Source organism: Pseudomonas sp. GL-B-26 (assembly GCF_019947405.1).
In the GTDB taxonomy this organism is placed as follows: Bacteria; Pseudomonadota; Gammaproteobacteria; order Pseudomonadales; family Pseudomonadaceae; genus Aquipseudomonas.
The window spans coordinates 1-19060 of the sequence record NZ_JAGYGJ010000042.1 but is presented as its reverse complement, the minus strand read 5'-3'; the positions used below and the strand labels follow the sequence as shown (position 1 = coordinate 19060).

The 19060-nt window shown below is 57.8% G+C and carries 21 protein-coding genes, 1 tRNA gene, 2 rRNA genes and 2 pseudogenes; 6 read left to right on the top strand and 20 right to left on the bottom strand.

Going from position 1 to position 19060, the window contains the following annotated elements:
* Nucleotides 1-4 precede the first annotated feature (4 nt).
* The 12 genes from rlmN to trmJ form a co-directional block, all read right to left on the bottom strand.
* Nucleotides 5-1153 (bottom strand): 23S rRNA (adenine(2503)-C(2))-methyltransferase RlmN, encoded by a 1149-nt coding sequence (gene rlmN, locus KGB23_RS23135; RefSeq protein ID WP_059403385.1) that lies wholly within the window; start codon nt 1151-1153, stop codon nt 5-7.
* Nucleotides 1154-1181: 28 nt separating this feature from the next.
* A complete protein-coding gene (gene ndk / locus KGB23_RS23130) occupies nt 1182-1607 on the bottom strand; it encodes a nucleoside-diphosphate kinase (RefSeq protein ID WP_007916882.1) in 426 nt (141 codons plus the stop codon).
* A 92-nt stretch (nt 1608-1699) separates the two neighbouring features.
* Nucleotides 1700-1900, bottom strand: coding sequence for a Fe-S cluster assembly protein IscX (iscX, locus tag KGB23_RS23125; protein ID WP_095079942.1), 201 nt, complete (start codon nt 1898-1900; stop codon nt 1700-1702).
* 14 nt (nt 1901-1914) lie between these two features.
* Nucleotides 1915-2256, bottom strand: a complete 342-nt coding sequence (gene fdx / locus KGB23_RS23120) for an ISC system 2Fe-2S type ferredoxin (RefSeq protein ID WP_046046032.1) — start codon at nt 2254-2256, stop codon at nt 1915-1917.
* 2 nt (nt 2257-2258) lie between these two features.
* Nucleotides 2259-4121 carry a Fe-S protein assembly chaperone HscA gene (gene hscA / locus KGB23_RS23115; RefSeq protein WP_223432729.1) on the bottom strand — a complete coding sequence of 621 codons (1863 nt, stop codon included), beginning with the start codon at nt 4119-4121 and terminating at the stop codon, nt 2259-2261.
* A 51-nt stretch (nt 4122-4172) separates the two neighbouring features.
* Nucleotides 4173-4694, bottom strand: coding sequence for a co-chaperone HscB (gene hscB, locus KGB23_RS23110; RefSeq protein ID WP_008070981.1), 522 nt, complete (start codon nt 4692-4694; stop codon nt 4173-4175).
* A gap of 8 nt (nt 4695-4702) precedes the next feature.
* Nucleotides 4703-5026, bottom strand: coding sequence for an iron-sulfur cluster assembly protein IscA (gene iscA / locus KGB23_RS23105; RefSeq protein WP_007903589.1), 324 nt, complete (start codon nt 5024-5026; stop codon nt 4703-4705).
* 34 nt (nt 5027-5060) lie between these two features.
* A complete protein-coding gene (iscU, locus tag KGB23_RS23100; protein ID WP_003443374.1) occupies nt 5061-5447 on the bottom strand; it encodes a Fe-S cluster assembly scaffold IscU in 387 nt (128 codons plus the stop codon).
* Between the two features lie 84 nt (nt 5448-5531).
* On the bottom strand, nt 5532-6746 hold the full coding sequence (locus KGB23_RS23095) for an IscS subfamily cysteine desulfurase (protein WP_074873944.1): 1215 nt from the start codon (nt 6744-6746) through the stop codon (nt 5532-5534).
* Between the two features lie 50 nt (nt 6747-6796).
* Nucleotides 6797-7288 carry a Fe-S cluster assembly transcriptional regulator IscR gene (iscR, locus tag KGB23_RS23090; RefSeq protein WP_007903581.1) on the bottom strand — a complete coding sequence of 164 codons (492 nt, stop codon included), beginning with the start codon at nt 7286-7288 and terminating at the stop codon, nt 6797-6799.
* Between the two features lie 169 nt (nt 7289-7457).
* Nucleotides 7458-8234 (bottom strand): serine O-acetyltransferase, encoded by a 777-nt coding sequence (gene cysE / locus KGB23_RS23085; RefSeq protein ID WP_223432728.1) that lies wholly within the window; start codon nt 8232-8234, stop codon nt 7458-7460.
* Between the two features lie 2 nt (nt 8235-8236).
* On the bottom strand, nt 8237-9007 hold the full coding sequence (trmJ, locus tag KGB23_RS23080; RefSeq protein ID WP_046046028.1) for a tRNA (cytosine(32)/uridine(32)-2'-O)-methyltransferase TrmJ: 771 nt from the start codon (nt 9005-9007) through the stop codon (nt 8237-8239).
* Nucleotides 9008-9152: 145 nt separating this feature from the next.
* Between trmJ and suhB the strand changes: the two genes are divergently transcribed.
* Entirely contained in the window at nt 9153-9968 is an 816-nt protein-coding gene (gene suhB, locus KGB23_RS23075) for an inositol-phosphate phosphatase (RefSeq protein ID WP_223432727.1), read from the top strand.
* Nucleotides 9969-10220: 252 nt separating this feature from the next.
* Here suhB and KGB23_RS23070 read toward each other — a convergent pair whose 3' ends face one another.
* The 6 genes from KGB23_RS23070 to queA all read right to left on the bottom strand — a co-directional run bounded on the left by KGB23_RS23070 (nt 10221) and on the right by queA (nt 16307).
* On the bottom strand, nt 10221-10772 hold the full coding sequence (locus KGB23_RS23070) for a glycine zipper 2TM domain-containing protein (protein ID WP_046046026.1): 552 nt from the start codon (nt 10770-10772) through the stop codon (nt 10221-10223).
* A 120-nt stretch (nt 10773-10892) separates the two neighbouring features.
* On the bottom strand, nt 10893-11807 hold the full coding sequence (gene secF / locus KGB23_RS23065; RefSeq protein WP_223432726.1) for a protein translocase subunit SecF: 915 nt from the start codon (nt 11805-11807) through the stop codon (nt 10893-10895).
* Between the two features lie 9 nt (nt 11808-11816).
* Entirely contained in the window at nt 11817-13685 is a 1869-nt protein-coding gene (secD, locus tag KGB23_RS23060; RefSeq protein ID WP_223432725.1) for a protein translocase subunit SecD, read from the bottom strand.
* 63 nt (nt 13686-13748) lie between these two features.
* A complete protein-coding gene (gene yajC, locus KGB23_RS23055) occupies nt 13749-14084 on the bottom strand; it encodes a preprotein translocase subunit YajC (protein ID WP_008147715.1) in 336 nt (111 codons plus the stop codon).
* 43 nt (nt 14085-14127) lie between these two features.
* A complete protein-coding gene (gene tgt, locus KGB23_RS23050) occupies nt 14128-15243 on the bottom strand; it encodes a tRNA guanosine(34) transglycosylase Tgt (protein WP_161990833.1) in 1116 nt (371 codons plus the stop codon).
* A gap of 14 nt (nt 15244-15257) precedes the next feature.
* On the bottom strand, nt 15258-16307 hold the full coding sequence (queA, locus tag KGB23_RS23045) for a tRNA preQ1(34) S-adenosylmethionine ribosyltransferase-isomerase QueA (RefSeq protein ID WP_027922739.1): 1050 nt from the start codon (nt 16305-16307) through the stop codon (nt 15258-15260).
* Between the two features lie 107 nt (nt 16308-16414).
* Here queA and KGB23_RS23040 point away from each other — a divergent pair.
* From KGB23_RS23040 to KGB23_RS23030, 5 genes and pseudogenes are all read left to right on the top strand, one after another.
* Nucleotides 16415-16499, top strand: a tRNA-Leu gene (locus tag KGB23_RS23040).
* Nucleotides 16500-16730: 231 nt separating this feature from the next.
* Entirely contained in the window at nt 16731-17129 is a 399-nt protein-coding gene (locus KGB23_RS30500; RefSeq protein ID WP_411741508.1) for a phage integrase central domain-containing protein, read from the top strand.
* 277 nt (nt 17130-17406) lie between these two features.
* A pseudogene (locus tag KGB23_RS30260) lies at nt 17407-17619 on the top strand (hypothetical protein); the annotation flags it as partial.
* Nucleotides 17619-18101, top strand: a pseudogene (locus KGB23_RS23035) (IS66 family transposase); the annotation flags it as partial. The pseudogenes KGB23_RS30260 and KGB23_RS23035, both read left to right, overlap by 1 nt.
* A gap of 57 nt (nt 18102-18158) precedes the next feature.
* Nucleotides 18159-18524 carry an NIPSNAP family protein gene (locus KGB23_RS23030; protein WP_150659132.1) on the top strand — a complete coding sequence of 122 codons (366 nt, stop codon included), beginning with the start codon at nt 18159-18161 and terminating at the stop codon, nt 18522-18524.
* A gap of 175 nt (nt 18525-18699) precedes the next feature.
* Here the strand turns inward: KGB23_RS23030 and rrf are convergent.
* Together rrf and KGB23_RS23020 are read right to left on the bottom strand one after the other, a co-directional pair.
* Nucleotides 18700-18815: ribosomal RNA gene (rrf, locus tag KGB23_RS23025) — 5S ribosomal RNA — on the bottom strand.
* 147 nt (nt 18816-18962) lie between these two features.
* A 23S ribosomal RNA gene (locus KGB23_RS23020) occupies nt 18963-19060 on the bottom strand; the annotation flags it as partial.

Genomic DNA, 19060 nt, shown 5'->3' with positions numbered 1-19060 from the left:
TCTCTTAATTATTGTTCGCAGCGTTCTGTGCGATATCGTTTTCGGCGCTTAACTCGCGCACGGCGATATAACGTTCGCTGCGACGGGTGCGATCCAGCACCTGTCCTACCAATTGGCCACACGCGGCATCGATGTCTTCACCGCGGGTGGTGCGTACGGTGACATTGAAGCCGGCATGGTGAAGCTGATCCTGGAAACGACGAATCGCGTTGTTGCTCGGGCGCTCGTAACCGGAATGCGGGAACGGGTTGAACGGAATCAGGTTGATCTTGCACGGGATGTTCTTGAGCAACTCGATCATTTCGACCGCGTGTTCGACCTTGTCGTTGATGTCCTTGAGCAAGGTGTACTCAATGGTCAGCACGCGCTTCTCGCCCAGGGACGACATGTAGCGCTGGCACGACTCGAGCAGCATCTTAAGCGGATACTTCTTGTTGATCGGCACCAATTGGTTACGCAATGCGTCGTTCGGTGCGTGCAGGGACAACGCCAGGGAGACGTCGATGTGCTTGGACAGCTCATCGATCATCGGCACCACACCCGATGTAGACAGGGTTACGCGGCGCTTGGAGATCCCGTAGCCCAGGTCATCCATCATCAGATGCATGGCAGCCACGACGTTGTCGAAGTTCAGCAGCGGCTCACCCATGCCCATCATCACCACGTTGGTGATGGCACGGTCGGCAGTCGCCGGGATGCTGCCGAACGATTTATTGGCAATCCACACCTGGCCGATGACTTCGGCGGCAGTGAGGTTGCTGTTGAATCCTTGCTTGCCGGTGGAGCAGAAACTGCAATCCAGGGCACAGCCTGCCTGGGACGAAACGCACAAAGTGCCGCGTTTGCCCTGGGGAATGTACACGGTCTCGACACAGCTGCCGGACGCCACGCGCACCACCCACTTACGGGTGCCGTCGGTGGAGATGTCCTCGCTGACAACTTCAGGACCGCGAACCTCGGCAATAGCCTTGAGCTTGTCGCGCAAGGCCTTGCTGACGTTCGTCATGGCGTCGAAATCATCGACGCCAAGGTGGTGAATCCATTTCATTACCTGACCGGCACGGAAACGCTTCTCCCCGATTGAGTCGAAGAATTTTTCCATTTCCAGCTGAGTCAGACCCAGCAGGTTGGTTTTTACAGTCGATGTAGTCATGGATTCACCTTCACTCTTAAGCCAATGCTTAGCGAGTGGTTACTTCAGTAGCTGCGAAGAAGTACGAGATTTCGCGAGCAGCAGCGGCTTCGGAGTCCGAACCGTGTACAGCGTTGGCGTCGATCGAATCAGCGAAGTCAGCGCGGATGGTACCGGCAGCAGCTTCTTTAGGGTTGGTAGCGCCCATCAGCTCACGGTTCAGAGCGATAGCGTTTTCGCCTTCCAGAACCTGAACGACAACCGGACCGGAGATCATGAAAGCAACCAGGTCGCCGAAGAAACCACGAGCGCTGTGCTCAGCGTAGAAGCCTTCAGCTTCAGCTTTGGACAGTTGCTTCAGTTTCGAAGCTACAACGCGCAGGCCAGCTTTTTCGAAACGAGTGGTGATCTCGCCGATAACGTTTTTTGCAACAGCGTCAGGCTTGATGATGGAGAAAGTACGTTGAACAGCCATGGTGTAACTCCAGAAACGGTAATTTGCGAAAAATTAAACCCGCGAATTATACGCGGGTTCTTTAGTATTGCCTAACTGCGTACGGCGCAGACTCAGTCTGCTTCTTCGATCCAGGCGGCCTGAATGGCTTCAAGCACCTTCTCGCCACCGCGGGTCGGATCATCACTGAACTCCGGCAATGCCAGCACCCATTGGTGCAGATCGACGAAGTTCACGTAATGCGGGTCCACATCCGGCTTGGATTCAGCCAGTTGGATCGCGATTTCCAGCACATCAACCCATTTCAGACTCATTTCAGTTCCTTGAATCAGTGCGCCGCTTCGGCTGCATGGTTGAGCGAGTATTTCGGAATTTCAACAGTCAGGTCTTCATTCCCGACAATCGCCTGACAGCCTAGACGCGATTGCGCCTCCAGACCCCAGGCACGATCAAGAAAGTCTTCTTCCAGCTCATCCGCTTCTTCCAGCGAGTCGAAACCTTCGCGGATGATGCAGTGGCAGGTGGTACAGGCGCAAACGCCGCCACAGGCGCTTTCCATCTCGATATGGTGTTCGTGGGCCAGCTCGAGAATGGATGTGCCAGGCTCAGCTTCTACAACCATACCTTCCGGGCAGAACTTCTCGTGTGGCAGAAAAATGACCTGCGGCATCGTTATTCCTCAATCTCATTCAGGTTGCGCCCCGCCAGCGCGGCTTTCACCGTCGAGTCCAGGCGGCGGGCAGCAAAGGCGTCGGTCACTTGCGACAGACGCTTGGTCTGCTGCTCGATGGCATAACCATCAGTACCTTTCATCAGTTCGGTCAGTTCCTGCATCTGCAATTCGATGACCATGCGCTCTTCGGCGTCGAGCAAGCGCTCGCCATCGACATCGAGGGCGCCCTGCACCGCTTCGATCAGGCGCTGGGCATCGACCTGCTGTTCACGCAACACCCGAGCGACCTTGTCGTCGTTGGCGTGCTGGAACGAGTCCTTGAGCATCTTGGCAATTTCGCCATCCGTCAGACCGTAGGACGGCTTGACCTGGATGCTGGCCTCAATGCCCGAGCCCAGCTCGCGAGCAGAAACACTGAGCAGACCGTCGGCATCGACCTGGAAGGTCACGCGAATCTTCGCCGCACCGGCCACCATCGCCGGAATGCCGCGCAATTCGAAGCGTGCCAGGGAACGGCAGTCGCTGATCAGCTCGCGCTCACCCTGCAATACGTGGATCGCCATGGCCGACTGGCCATCTTTATAAGTCGTGAAGTCCTGAGCTCGGGCGACAGGGATGGTGGTGTTGCGAGGAATCACCTTCTCCATCAGCCCGCCCATGGTTTCCAGCCCAAGGGACAACGGAATCACGTCAAGCAACAGCAGTTCATCGCCATCGCGCTTGTTGCCGGCCAGGGTATCGGCCTGGATCGCGGCACCAATGGCCACCACTTGATCCGGATCGATTTCGGTCAACGGCTCGCGGCCGAAGGCTTCAGCGACGGCTTCGCGGACGCGAGGCACACGGGTCGAACCGCCGACCATGACCACGGCATGCACTTCTTCCAGCTCGATGCCGGAATCACGCACAGCGCGGCGACAGGCTTTCAAGCTGCGGGCAACCATTGGCTCGATCAGCGCATTGAAGGCTTCACGGGTCAGCCCGGCTTTCCAGTCGCCATAAGCGACTTCAACGGTCGAGGTATTGGTCAGGGCTTCTTTGGCCGCACAAGCGGTTTGCAGCAGATGGCGTTGCGCACCCGGATCGAGGTCGGCGGACAGACCGGCGCTCTCGATGATCCAGCCAGCGATTGCGTGGTCGAAGTCATCGCCGCCCAGCGCGCTGTCGCCGCCGGTAGCCAAAACTTCAAACACACCGCCGGTCAGGCGCAGAATCGAAATATCAAAGGTGCCGCCACCCAGGTCATAAATAGCGACCAGGCCTTCAGCGTGCTGATCCAGACCGTAAGCCACAGCGGCGGCGGTCGGCTCATTGAGCAGACGCAGCACGTTCAGACCGGCCAGCTTGGCCGCATCCTTGGTGGCTTGACGCTGAGCATCGTCGAAATAGGCCGGAACGGTGATCACCGCACCCACAAGTTCGCCACCCAACGTCGCTTCGGCGCGCTGACGCAGCACTTTCAGGATATCGGCGGAAACTTCGACCGGGCTTTTCGGCCCCTGAATGGTGTCGATGAACGGCATGTGCGATTCGCCGCCGACAAAGCGGTACGGCAGTTGATCGCCCAATTGCTTGACGTCGGACAGACCACGACCCATCAAGCGCTTGACCGATAGCACAGTGTTCAAAGGATCGGTGGCGGCAGCCAGCTTGGCCGACTCGCCGACTTCGACGCGATCGGCGTGGTAGCGCACGGCAGACGGCAGGATGACCTGCCCGTCAGCGTCAGCCAGAGGTTCGGAAAGACCACTGCGCAATGCAGCGACCAGCGAATTGGTAGTGCCCAAGTCGATCCCCACAGCCAGACGGCGCTGGTGCGGTTGAGGACTTTGGCCGGGTTCGGCGATCTGCAGTAGGGCCATCGTTATCAGGACTTATCTGTATATCAGGCGTGCGACCGGAGCGGCACTGGGTTAATCGTCGAGGCGCTCTTCTAACTGGCGCACTTCGTAGGTGAGCTTGTCGAGAAACTGCATGCGCCGCATCAGGCGTTCGGCCTGTTCACGTTGCGCTGCATCATCCCAACAGGCTGCGAAGCTTTCGTTCAGTTCATCTTGCGCAGTCTTCAGGCGACGCTTGAACACTGCAACACCCGCCAGGTCGGCGCTGTCTTGCAGGTCTTCGAGCTCTTCACGCAGCTCCATCTGCTGCAGAAGAAACTCCGGATCATGCACCGTGACCTCCAGCGGCAGCTCGCGACCGCCCATGGCGAGCAAATAACGCGCGCGCTTTGGGGGACTTTTGAGCGTCTGGTAGGCCTCGTTGAGGCTCGCGGATTGCTCTAGCGCCAGCCGCTGCTCGCGCTCGGAAGCGTCTGCAAAGCGGTCCGGATGAACACCGCGCGCCAACTCACGGTAGCGCGTGGCCAACTGATCGAGATCCAGACGGAAGCTCGGTTTCAGCTCAAATAAAGCGAAATGACAAGGAGTACCCACGCGCAGCCTCAGATGTTGAAGCTTTCGCCGCAGCCACATTCACCGCGCACGTTGGGGTTGTTGAACTTGAAGCCTTCGTTCAACCCTTCCTTGACGAAGTCGAGTTCGGTGCCGTCCAGGTAGGCCAGGCTTTTCGGGTCGATGATCACTTTCTCGCCGTGACTTTCGAACACCTGATCCTCTGCAACCACCTCGTCGACAAACTCCAGCACGTAGGCAAGGCCGGAACAGCCTGTGGTGCGAACACCCAGACGAATCCCTTCACCTTTGCCGCGCCCGTTGAGGGAGCGTCGCACGTGTTGAGCAGCCGCTTCTGTCATGCTGATAGCCATCGGTGACTCCTTACTCGTCGCCAAAACTTGAAAGTCAGATCAAGCCTTTCTTCTGCTTGTAGTCGCGAACGGCCGCTTTGATAGCGTCTTCAGCAAGTACGGAGCAGTGAATTTTTACTGGCGGCAGAGCCAGTTCTTCAGCCAGCTGAGTGTTTTTGATGGTCTCTGCTTCATCCAGAGTCTTGCCTTTCATCCACTCGGTCGCCAGGGAGCTGGAGGCGATAGCCGAACCGCAACCGTAGGTCTTGAACTTGGCGTCTTCGATGATGCCTTGCTCGTTGACCTTGATCTGCAGACGCATCACGTCGCCGCACGCCGGGGCGCCGACCATGCCGGTGCCGACATCAGGGTCTTCCGCGTCCATCTTGCCGACGTTGCGCGGGTTCTCGTAGTGGTCGATGACCTTTTCGCTGTAAGCCATGATTCTTAATCCTCACTCATCAGAGAGTCGCTCTTAAGCCCTGAAAACCTGCGTCTTACAGGGCCGGGTTGCGGCGACTTGAAATCAGTGTGCCGCCCACTCGATTTTCGAAATGTCGACACCGTCTTTGTACATGTCCCACAGCGGCGACAGAGTGCGCAGCTTGGTAACGGCCTCGCAGACTTTCTGCGCGGCGTAGTCGATTTCTTCTTCGGTGGTGAAACGGCCGAAGGTGAAGCGAATCGAGCTGTGTGCCAGTTCGTCGTTGCGGCCCAGGGCGCGCAGTACGTACGAAGGCTCAAGGGAAGCCGAGGTGCAGGCCGAACCGGACGAAACCGCCAGATCCTTGAGCGCCATGATCAGCGACTCGCCTTCAACGTAGTTGAAGCTCAGGTTCAGGTTGTGCGGAACGCGGGCGGTCATGCTGCCGTTGATGTACAGCTCTTCCAGGCCTTCGACCTGCTTGAAGAAACGGTCGCTCAAGGCCTTGATGCGGATGTTCTCGGCAACCATGTCTTCCTTGGCTACGCGGAAGGCTTCGCCCATGCCGACGATCTGGTGGGTCGCCAGGGTGCCCGAACGCATACCGCGTTCGTGACCGCCGCCGTGCATGGTCGCTTCGATGCGAACACGCGGCTTGCGGCTGACGTACAGTGCGCCGATGCCTTTAGGGCCGTAGGTTTTATGGGCAGAGAACGACATCATGTCGACTTTCAGCTTCGACAGGTCGATATCGACCTTGCCGGTGGACTGAGCAGCGTCGACGTGGAACAGGATGCCCTTGGAGCGGGTCAGTTCGCCGATGGCTGCGATGTCGTTGATGGTGCCGATTTCGTTGTTCACGTGCATGACCGAAACCAGGATGGTGTCGTCGCGCAGGGCAGCTTCGATCATCTCTGGAGTGACCAGACCATCAGTGCGAGGCTCGATGTAAGTGACTTCGAAGCCTTCACGCTCCAGTTGGCGCATGGTGTCGAGGACAGCCTTGTGCTCAATCTTGGTGGTGATCAGGTGTTTGCCTTTGGTGGCATAGAAATGCGCCGCACCCTTGATTGCCAGGTTGTCGGACTCGGTGGCACCGGAGGTCCAGACGATTTCACGCGGGTCGGCGTTGACCAGGTCAGCGACCTGACGACGAGCGTTTTCGACGGACTCTTCAGCTTTCCAGCCGAACACGTGGGAACGGGACGCCGGGTTACCGAAGTTTCCGTCAACCAGCAGGCACTCACTCATCTTTTGCGCTACACGCGGATCAACCGGGGTGGTCGCAGAGTAATCAAGGTAAATCGGCAATTTCATGGACTATCTCCTAAATCAGGCTGGCTGGCGTGCCGCTAGCTCTTTGGCTGTCATTCGACGGCGGACGCTTCAATCTTGTCCAGGCGTGGCGCTTTGCTATTGCAACGGCGCTGATCCTGACGCTGGGCTACTTCTTGTACCTCACGGCGAGTGACAAGGTCAGCCAAGCTGATACCGCTGAGAAACTCGTGAATCTGCAGGCTCAGATCGCACCACAAGTGGTGGGTCAGACAGGTGTCGCCTTGATGGCAATCACCTTGGCCCTGGCATTTGGTGGCATCGACCGATTCGTTCACCGCATCGATCACCTGGGCGACCTGGATACCCTGCATGTCGCGCGACAGCTGATAGCCGCCGCCTGGACCACGGACGCTGGACACCAGATTGCTGCGGCGCAATTTGGCGAAGAGCTGTTCGAGGTAGGACAGGGAGATGCCTTGGCGCTCGGAGATATCGGCCAGGGACACCGGCCCGTGCTGCGCGTGCAACGCCAGGTCAAGCATGGCAGTCACGGCGTATCGGCCTTTTGTAGTCAGTCGCATGGACAATTACCACGGAGTTCGGAATGGGGCGAGTATGCAATTCCCGAGTATTTAAGTCAACTATAAGACCTAGTACTTTAGTCAGGATTACCCGCAAAAGAGCGGGCGCATCATAGCAAAGGCTGGCCGCGAACAGCCAGCAATTGCTTGCGAAGGGGTCAGCCCGGAGTTAGCTCGCCTTGCTTTCATCCTTGTCCTTGACACAGGCGAAGTCTTCTTCGCGCAACTCAGGTAGATCCTTGGCGCAGTAGTTACTGCCCAGATCTTTCAACGCACCGCACATACCTTCCAGACGGCCGTCGACGGCCTGCAGGTGATCGAGCAACTGATTGATGGCACGCGCCACCGGGTCCGGCATGTCTTCGCCAACACCGTAGGCATCGAAACCGATCTTCTCGGCCATGGCCTTGCGCTTGGCGTCCTGCTCTTCATCGGGCTTGACGATGATCCGACCCGGAATGCCGACCACCGTCGCACCCGCCGGAACCGCCTTGGTGACCACGGCATTGGAACCGACCTTGGCTCCGGCGCCGACCGTAAACGGACCCAGTACTTTGGCCCCCGCCCCGACCACCACGCCATCTTCAAGCGTCGGGTGACGCTTGCCCTTGTTCCAACTAGTGCCACCCAGGGTCACACCCTGATAAAGGGTGACGTCATTGCCGATCTCAGCGGTTTCACCGATGACGATGCCCATGCCATGGTCAATAAAGAAGCGACGACCGACCTTGGCACCCGGATGAATTTCGATCCCGGTCAACCAGCGACCGAAGTTTGACACCAGCCGCGCCAGCCACTTCCAGCCCATACTCCACAGGACCGACGACAGACGGTGGATCCAGATGGCGTGCATGCCCGGGTAGCACGTCAGAACTTCAAAGGCGTTGCGCGCTGCCGGATCACGATGGAAAACACTCTGGATATCTTCACGCAAACGCTCGAACATTTTTAATCCTTCCGCTTAAGAAGCTCGCCACGGGCCGCTTTCTGGGTTTCCGTGAGGATGCCACGCAATATATTCATTTCCGCCCGGCTGACCGAGCTGCGTCCGTACAACCGGCGCAGGCGCGCCATCAAGTGCCGTGGTTTTTCCGGATCGAGAAACTCAATGGCCACCAGGGTTTGCTCCAGGTGCTCATAGAATCGCTCCAGTTCATCCATGGTCGCCAGCTCACCACTTTTGGTGGACGCCACTTCATCCTTCTCGACCTTGCTCGGCTGACCCTGGGCCGCGAGCCAGGACATACGCACTTCATAGCTCAAAACCTGCACCGCCGCCCCAAGGTTCAGCGAGCTGAACTCAGGGTCTGATGGGATGTGCACGTGATAATGACATCGCTGCAGCTCTTCATTGGTCAGGCCGGAATCTTCACGACCAAAGACCAAGGCGATTTCAGCACCCTGCGTTGCCTCCTCGACCACTTTTACACCGCATTCGCGGGGATCGAGCAACGGCCAGGGAATGCGACGGTCACGGGCGCTCGTGCCGAGCACCAGATTGCAGCCAACCAAGGCATCTTCCAAGGTGGCGACGACTTGCGCGTTTTCAAGGATGTCACCGGCACCGGAAGCACGAGCATCGGCTTCGTGATGCGGGAACAACCGCGGTTCGACCAGCACCAGCCGCGACAGGCCCATGTTCTTCATGGCACGCGCAGCCCCGCCGATATTCCCGGGATGGCTGGTATTGACCAGGACGACACGAATGTTTTGCAGCAAGGGAGGCGCTCTCGAACACTTTAATGGGAGCAGAATCTTACAGCTCAACCTACCGTTAAGCTATGAAAGCGAACACCAACCTTCACCTGTAGAAAAGTTCTGATAGAATGCCCGGCTTTCTTTAACAACCTTAGGTGACACATCCATGCAGCCCATGCTGAATATCGCGCTGCGCGCCGCCCGCAGCGCCAGTGAATTGATCTTCCGCTCCATCGAGCGCCTGGATACCATCAAGGTCGACGAAAAAGACGCCAAGGATTACGTATCCGAGGTGGATCGCGCCGCCGAACAGAAAGTCATCGACGCGCTGCGCAAGGCCTACCCTACCCACGGCATTCTCGGCGAAGAAACCGGCATGCACCCGGGTAGCGGCGAAGGCGAAGACTACCTGTGGATCATCGACCCACTGGACGGCACCACCAACTTCCTGCGCGGCATTCCTCACTTCGCTGTCAGCATCGCCTGCAAATACCGCGGTCGCCTGGAACACGCTGTTGTTCTGGACCCGGTTCGCCAGGAAGAATTCACCGCCAGCCGTGGTCGCGGCGCTCAACTGAACGGTCGTCGTCTGCGCGTCAGCGGCCGCACCAGCCTGGACGGCGCCCTGCTGGGTACCGGCTTCCCGTTCCGCGATGACCAGATGGACAACCTCGACAACTACCTGGGCATGTTCCGCGCCTTGGTTGGCCAAACTGCCGGCATCCGCCGTGCTGGCTCGGCGAGCCTGGACCTGGCTTACGTAGCGGCCGGCCGTTTCGACGCGTTCTGGGAGTCGGGCCTGTCCGAGTGGGACATGGCTGCTGGCGCCCTGCTGATCCAGGAAGCAGGCGGCCTGGTGAGCGACTTCACCGGCGGTCACGACTTCCTTGAGAAAGGCCACGTCGTTGCCGGCAATACCAAATGCTTCAAAGCAGTACTGACGGCCATCCAGCCGCACCTGCCGGCCTCGCTGAGGCGCTAAGCGAGCAGCCACAAAAAAGCACCCTTCGGGGTGCTTTTTTTATGCCCGAAATTTGTGCCTCACCACCAACCCCTTGTGGGAGCGGGCTTGCTCGCGAACGCGGTCTAACATTCAGCATTTACAGTGAATGACACACCGCTTTCGCGAGCAAGCCCGCTCCCACATTGGGTTTTGGGTGTTTCCGAGACCGGATTTCAGGCACAAAAAAAGCACCCCGAAGGGTGCTTCTTTTTGAATCTCAAACCTGAGTATTTAGCGATTCTCTTCGTTCTGCCCCAGGATCAGCTTGCCTTCCTTATCGACCGGAATCTGGTTGCCCGGGTCGCGATCCATCCGCACTTTGCCTTCCTTGCCGTCCAGCGAATAACGGACGTCATAACCTACGACCTTGTCACTGATGTCATTCACGGTATTACACCGCGTCTGAGTCGTGGTGTAGGTGTCGCGCTCCTGCATGCCTTCCTGAACCTTATTGCCGGCGTAACCACCACCGACAGCGCCTGCGACCGTAGCAATTTTCTTGCCGGTGCCGCCGCCGATCTGATTACCCAGCAGACCACCCGCCAACGCACCGACCACGGTACCGGCGATCTGATGCTGATCTTTCACCGGCGCTTGCCGGGTTACTGCAACATCCTTGCATACTTCACGTGGCGTCTTGATTTGTGTCTTGACCGGTTCAACGGCCAGAACTTGCGCATACTCAGGGCCGCTTTTTTTGACAAGGCTGTAGGTGGCAACAGCACCTCCGGCCGTCACACCAACAGCACCCAATACTGCACCAACCAGCATCGACTTGTTCACATGAACCTCCTGACCATCACATGCGGGACATGCCCGCGCTTCTCCTAGCCTTGGAGCATAAAAAAAGGCGCGAGTTCAACACTCGCGCCTTTTCGGCCGACAGCTGGAAAACGATAGCCGTTATGGGCGGTCGTCGACTTCCTTATCGGTAGCCACACTAGGAATCAGATCCTCAGTGCTCAGGTTCAGCCAGATCAGCACGACGTTGGCGATGTAGATCGACGAGTAAGTACCCGCCAACACACCGATAAACAGCGCGATGGAGAAGCCGAACAGGTTGTCGCCACCAAAGAACAACAGGGCCGCGATCGCCAGCAAAGTGGAGATCGACGTTGCCATGGTCCGCAGCAGGGTCTGGGTAGTCGAGATGTTGATGTTCTCGATCAAGGACGCCTTGCGCAGCACACGGAAGTTCTCACGAACCCGGTCGAATACCACGATGGTGTCGTTGAGCGAGTAACCAATGATCGCCAGTACCGCCGCCAACACCGTCAGGTCGAAGGTGATCTGGAAGAACGACAGGATACCGATGGTCACGATCACGTCGTGGATCAGCGAAACAATGGCACCAACCGCAAACTTCCACTGAAAGCGGAAAGCCAGGTAGATCAGGATGCCGCCGAGCGCCATCAGCATGCCGAGGCCGCCCTGGTCGCGCAGCTCTTCACCCACCTGCGGGCCGACGAACTCGACGCGCTTGACCGTCGCCGGGTTGTCGCCGCCGACTTTCAGCAGCGCTTCTGCCACTTGATGACCCAGCTGCGGGTCTTCACCCGGCATGCGCACCAGCAAATCGGTAGTCGCACCGAAGCTCTGCACGATTGCCTCGTGATAACCCGAAGTGGCCAGTTGCTCACGCACCTTGGTGACATCGGCCGGACGCTCGTAGGTCAGCTCAATGAGCGTACCGCCGGTGAAGTCCAGCCCCCAGTTCATGCCCTTGGTGGCAACACTGAACAATGCCAGTGCGGTAAGGAACAATGTGACGCCGAACGCAAAGTTGCGAACGCCCATGAAGTTGATTGTACGTAACATGGCAGCCCCTTAAATCCACAACTTCTTGAAGTCACGACCGCCGAAGATCAGGTTGACCATCGCGCGGGTCACCATGATGGCCGTGAACATCGAGGTAAAGATCCCGAGGGACATGGTCACTGCGAAACCTTTGACCGGGCCGGTGCCCATCGCAAAGAGAATCCCGCCGACCAACAAGGTTGTCAGGTTGGCGTCGAGAATCGCGGTGAATGCCCGGCCGAAGCCTTCGTTGATTGCCCGTTGTACGGTCATGCCTGCCGCGATCTCTTCACGTATCCGCGAGAAGATCAGAACGTTGGCGTCGACGGCCATACCCATGGTCAATACGATACCGGCGATACCCGGCAGGGTCAGCGTTGCCCCCAGCAGCGACATCAAGGCCAGCAGCAGCACCATGTTCACCGCCAGCGCGACGGTGGCGATGATGCCGAAGAAGCGGTAGATGGCCATGATGAACAGCGAGACAAACAGCATGCCCCACAGCGATGCATCGATACCCTTGACGATGTTGTCGGCACCCAGGCTCGGGCCAATGGTGCGCTCTTCAGCGAAGTACATCGGTGCAGCCAGACCACCGGCACGCAGCAGCAGCGCCAGTTCGGACGACTCGCCCTGGCCGTTCAGGCCAGTGATGCGGAACTGAGCACCCAGCGGCGACTGGATGGTCGCCAGGCTGATGATCTTTTTCTCTTCCTTGAACGTCTGGACCGGCACGTCTTTCTCGACGCCGTTAACCACTTGCTTGACGTAAGTGGTAACCGGACGTTGCTCGATAAAGATCACTGCCATGCTGCGACCGACGTTGCTGCGAGTCGCACGACTCATCAGCTCGCCACCGTGGCCATCCAGACGGATGTTCACTTCTGGCGTGCCGTGCTCGCCGAAGCCAGCCTTGGCGTCCGTCACCTGGTCGCCAGTGATGATCAAGCCACGCTCGATCTGTGCTGGCGGACGATTGCCTTCACGGAACTCGAAGGTTTCGGAAGTGGCTTTCGAAGCACCTGGCTCAGCGGCCAGACGGAACTCAAGGTTGGCCGTCTTGCCGAGGATACGCTTGGCTTCGGCAGTGTCCTGCACGCCCGGCAGCTCAACCACGATGCGGTTGGCGCCCTGACGCTGAACGATTGGCTCGGCAACACCCAGCTCGTTGACGCGGTTACGTACCGTGGTCAAGTTCTGCTTGATGGAGTATTCACGGATTTCCGCCAGCTTGGCCGGGGTCATCGCCAGACGCAGTACCGGTTGGCCATTGAGGTCGGCCGGAACAATGTCGAAATCATTGAAGCTCTTGCGGATCAGCGTACGGGCTTGTTCGCGGGTTGCTTCATCAGTGAAGCCCAGCTGAATGGCACCGTTGAGTTGCGGCAGGCTGCGATAGCGCAGCTTCTCTTTACGCAACAGGCTCTTGACGTCGCCTTCGTAGACTTTCAGGCGCGCATCGAGCGCTTTGTCCATGTCCACTTCCAGCAGGAAGTGCACACCACCGGACAAGTCCAGACCCAGCTTCATCGGGTGCGCGGCCAGGCTGCGCAGCCATTGCGGGGTGGTTTGTGCCAGGTTCAGTGCAACGACGTAGTCATCACCCAATGCCTTGCGTACGACGTCCTTGGCAGGTAGCTGGTCTTCAGCCTTGGTCAGACGAATCAGACCGCCCTTGCCGTTTGCTGCCAGGGTGGCAGCCTTGACGTTGATCCCGGATTCCTTGAGCGCTGCGCTCACACGATCCAGATCAGCCTGATTGACTTGCAGCGCAGTGCTTGCACCGCTGACCTGAATGGCCGGGTCATCAGGATATAGATTGGGAGCGGAATAAATCAGACCGACCGCCAGCACCGCCAGGATCAGAATGTATTTCCACAGAGGGTATTTGTTCAGCATCACGCCGCCCGCTTATGACGCGGGGCGCCTTGCGCGCCCCGTCGATTGAGTAGAAGTTGAAACTTAGATCGCTTTCAGCGTGCCTTTTGGCAGCGTGGCGGCGATGGCGCCTTTCTGGAACTTCATTTCGATGGTGTCGGAAACTTCCAGAACAACGAAGTCGTCTGCCACTTTAGTGATCTTGCCGGCGATACCACCGGTGGTAACAACTTCGTCGCCTTTCTGCAGGCTGCTCAGCAGGTTTTTCTGCTCTTTGGCGCGCTTGGCCTGTGGACGCCAGATCATCAGGTAGAAGATGACCAGGAAACCGACCAGGAAAATCCACTCAAAGCCGCCGCCCATTGGGCCTGCAGCAGGTGCAGCAGCGTCAGCCATGGCATTAGAGATAAAAAAGCTCATTTAGCACTCCAGTTGCAAATGTTGAATCTTGGGGTCAGAAAACTCAGTCCAAAGGCGGAACAGGAAGCCCGCGTTTGGCGTAGAAGGCATCGACAAAGGCGGCCAATGTACCCTGTTGAATAGCCTCGCGCAAACCAGCCATAAGCACCTGGTAATGGCGCAAATTGTGGATGGTATTCAACATGCTACCCAGCATTTCGCCACACTTGTCCAGATGGTGCAGATAAGCACGGGAGAAGTTCTGGCAGGTGTAGCAATCGCAGGTCGGATCCAGCGGCGAATCATCATGGCGATGGAACGCGTTACGGATCTTCAGCACGCCTGTATCAATGAACAGATGCCCATTGCGGGCATTACGGGTTGGCATCACGCAATCGAACATGTCCACACCGCGGCGCACACCCTCAACCAGATCTTCCGGTTTGCCAACGCCCATAAGGTAACGAGGTTTGTCAGCCGGCATCTGACCCGGCAGGTAATCCAGGACCTTGATCATCTCGTGCTTCGGCTCGCCCACCGACAGACCGCCAATGGCCAGACCATCGAAGCCGATATTGTCGAGACCTTCCAGGGAGCGCATGCGCAGATCCTGGTGCATGCCGCCCTGAACAATGCCGAACAGCGCCGCAGTGTTGTCGCCATGGGCCTCTTTCGAACGCTTGGCCCAGCGCAACGACAGCTCCATGGACACCCGCGCGACGTCTTCATCGGCTGGGTACGGGGTGCATTCGTCGAAAATCATCACGATGTCCGAGCCCAGATCGCGCTGGACCTGCATCGACTCTTCCGGGCCCATGAACACTTTGGCGCCGTCGACCGGAGAAGCGAAGGTCACGCCCTCCTCCTTGATCTTGCGCATCGCGCCCAGGCTGAACACCTGGAAACCGCCGGAGTCGGTCAGAATCGGGCCTTTCCACTGCATGAAATCGTGCAGATCGCCGTGCTTCTTGATCACTTCGGTGCCAGGACGCAGCCACAAGTGGAAGGTGTTGCCCAGAATGATTTCCGCGCCCGTGGCGGTGATATCCCGCGGCAACATGCCCTTGACCGTGCCATACGTGCCCACCGGCATGAACGCCGGGGTCTCGACGGTACCGCGCGGGAAGGTCAAACGACCGCGACGAGCCTTGCCATCGGTGGCAAGAAGCTCAAAAGACATGCGACTGGTGCGACTCATTCTGTTTCCTCAGGGCCACGTGGTGCGGGATTACGGGTGATAAACATCGCATCACCGTAGCTGAAAAAGCGGTAACCATGCTCAACGGCGGCTTTATAAGCGGCCATGGCTTCGGGATAACCGGCGAACGCCGAAACCAGCATCAACAGCGTGGATTCGGGTAAGTGAAAGTTGGTGACCAGGGCATCGACCACATGAAACGGGCGGCCCGGGTAAATAAAGATGTCGGTGTCGCCACTGAACGGCTTGAGCACACCATCGCGCGCAGCGCTTTCCAGGGAGCGCACGCTGGTGGTCCCCACCGCCACCACGCGACCACCGCGAGCGCGGCAGGCTGCAACTGCATCGACCACGTCCTGACCGACTTCCAACCACTCACTGTGCATGTGGTGGTCTTCGATCTTCTCGACGCGCACTGGCTGGAACGTGCCCGCACCCACGTGCAACGTCACGAACGCAGTCTCGACGCCCTTGGCGGCAATCGCCTCCATCAGCGGCTGATCGAAATGCAGCCCCGCCGTCGGCGCTGCTACCGCACCCAAACGCTCGGCGTAGACCGTCTGATAACGCTCGCGGTCCGAGCCTTCATCCGGGCGGTCTATATAAGGAGGCAACGGCATGTGACCGACGCGGTCGAGCAGCGGCAACACCTCTTCGGCAAAGCCCAGCTCAAACAGCGCATCGTGACGCGCCAGCATCTCGGCTTCACCACCGCCGTCGATCAGGATCTTCGACCCCGGCTTCGGCGACTTGCTGGACCGCACATGGGCCAGCACGCGATGACTGTCGAGCACCCGCTCCACCAGGATTTCCAGCTTGCCGCCGGAAGCCTTCTGGCCAAACAGCCGCGCCGGAATCACCCGGGTATTGTTGAACACCATCAAATCACCCGGGCGCAAATGCTCGAGCAAATCAGTGAATTGACGGTGTGCCAGGGCGCCGCTGACCCCATCAAGGGTCAACAGGCGACTGTTGCGACGCTCAGCCAAAGGATGGCGAGCGATCAGCGAATCAGGGAGCTCGAAGGTAAAGTCAGCAACGCGCATGATGGGGTTCGTCTAGCAGGGCCGGGAAGTCTAGCGGAAATATCAAAAATTCTCCATGTACCTGATTGACCGACGGTTATCTCATCTCTATACTTCGCCGCCATTGAGCCCTGATGGCGGAATTGGTAGACGCGGCGGATTCAAAATCCGTTTTCGAAAGGAGTGGGAGTTCGAGTCTCCCTCGGGGCACCATTTGCAGTACATAGACGACTACCAGCGTCTACGCAACACCCCTAGAGCCCGCTAACTGCGGGCTTTTTGGTCTTTGGGGTTCCATCCCTCGCAAGCCAGCCTCTTCTTGGTACATTTTCTGTACAGATTCCAGTTCGAGAACCGGATGTGTACAGCCATGCCCCTCACCGCCTTGCAACTCAAAGTGTCCAAGCCGCAGGAGGCTCGTGAACGACTGCTGAATGCCGGAAGCTGCTCAAGAACGACATCAACCCTGGCGCCAAGCGGCGGGATGACAAGCAGCAGCAACGGGAGGCTGGGCTCAACACCTTCAGGCGAGCTACGGAGTACTGGTATCAGTTCAAGGCCGACTCCGGCCGCAGCCATGCGACGTTAAAGAAGATTCGCGACTACCTCGACAAGGATCTGCTACCGGCACTCGGCGAGATGCAGCTGGAACACATCAATCGCGCCGACTGCGCGAAGTTGCAGGCCAGCATCGAAAAGCGCGGGGCGTTCAATGTGGCAGACAAAGCCCGGACCTGGCTCAAGAAGTTTTTCAGTCAGGCGATTGCGCGGGGAGGGGGGGGTGTGCGAACACAATCCGGCTTCAGAACTTCATGCCATCGCGCTGGCGCCGCCTTCCCCTGAGTACTCTCCGCATTTGCGTGAAAGCAAGCTGCCGGAATTTCTTCAGGCGCTGAGTAAGACCACCAGCCGGTTGCCGTCGAGGATTGCAGCGCCGCCTCCACCCGCCCACTTCTTCGGAAGTGTTCAGGAGGCCAGATCATGAGATGCCCAAGCTCCCGGCCGTAAGGAGCCGCCAGTCCCGCGTTAGTGGACAACCCTCACAGGTCGCAGGGGCCTTGATCCCTGATAACACTCAACATTCTTGCAAGAGCGCTTGCAGGTGTTCCTGGGAGTCGGGAGCGCGACCGCGCGGTACGTTCGGGGACTCACGGCAACCCCCAGTGCGCAGAGATGGGCAGCAGCCCATTATTTTCATGCAGTGCGGACCGATCCGACATTCTGCTGCTCGACCAAGAGTGCGCCCCACGACCTCGATGTCGTGCCTCGATTGCTGTCCAAACCAATAGTGGTCCCCGACGGTTTTGGGATTCAGGACGTTTTTCGGCATCTAGACAGGCCCTGCGTTATATCCAGTTGCTGTACGAAATCGAACGTGAAGTTCACGATCTGGAGCCGGATTTACGGCGCCGAAAACGGCAAGAAAAAGCGGTACCGGTGATGGATATGCTGCATGCCTGGATGATTGCCCAGCGTGATCTCGTGCCTGAAGGCTCAGCCATCAGCAGAGCATTGGATTACAGCTTGAAACGCTGGGCAGCGCTGTCGCGCTACCTTGATGACGGGGCCGTACCCATTGACAATAATTGGGCAGAGAACCAGATCCGGCCGTGGGCTCTTGGACGCAAGAACTGGCTCTTCGCAGGGTCGTTACGCAGCGGGCATCGGGCGGCGGCGATCATGAGCTTAATCCAGTCTGCGCGGCTCAACGAGCATGATCCGTACGCTTATTTAAAGGACGTCCTTACACGCCTACCGACGCAGCGAGCGAATGAGATTACGCAACTGCTGCCGCATAGCTGGACTCCCGCCTAATAACGTAAGCTGGGATGTACGGATGCTCACGTTGAAACTCCACATGGAAGACTTGGAATGACTCGAATTATTGAAATCCTGATGTATACCTTAAAGCCAGGATCGGGATTGGATTTTCATCAAATAATGCAGAATGTAAGTGTACCGCTTCACCTAGAATCTGGCATAGATGTCGTTTCTTATGGCAGCTCATTACATGATTGTGACAGCTATCACCTGATTCGCTCCTATGAAAGCGAGATCCATCGCCAAGTATCTCAAGATGTTTTTTACGCAAGCGCTGCCTGGAAACAGGGCCCGAGAGAAGACATTGTCAGCCGGATTGAAGTCAGTACAACGACAGTTATGGCGCTCGCTCAAGACGTAATTGATGCCATCAGAACTTCCGTAGATCTATCTAGAGCCGAAGCTCGATCCGCGTAGCTGACATCGACAAAGGCAGCCCCCGTAGCCTTAAACGCGGGGATCAGGAAGATGTGTTGGCCGGACGGTTACAAACCAGATACAAACTCAACCTCCGTACCAGTCTCAGGATGCTTTTTTCGAGGACAAAACAAAACCCCTACCTGCAGACGCAGATAGGGGTTTCGGAATTTAATCTTGACGATGACCTACTCTCACATGGGGAAACCCCACACTACCATCGGCGATGCATCGTTTCACTGCTGAGTTCGGGATGGGATCAGGTGGTTCCAATGCTCTATGGTCGTCAAGAAATTCGGGTACTGAGCCGTCTTTCGACGTTTCAGCAAATTGGGTATGCAATAGATTTGTGTGTTGCGTTGCGAATTTTCGACTTGTGTCGTCTTCACACACCGCAATCTGGTGCCTCTTCAGGTCAGCAAATTGCTTGGGTGTTATATGGTCAAGCCTCACGGGCAATTAGTATTGGTTAGCTCAACGCCTCACAGCGCTTACACACCCAACCTATCAACGTCGTAGTCTTCGACGGCCCTTCA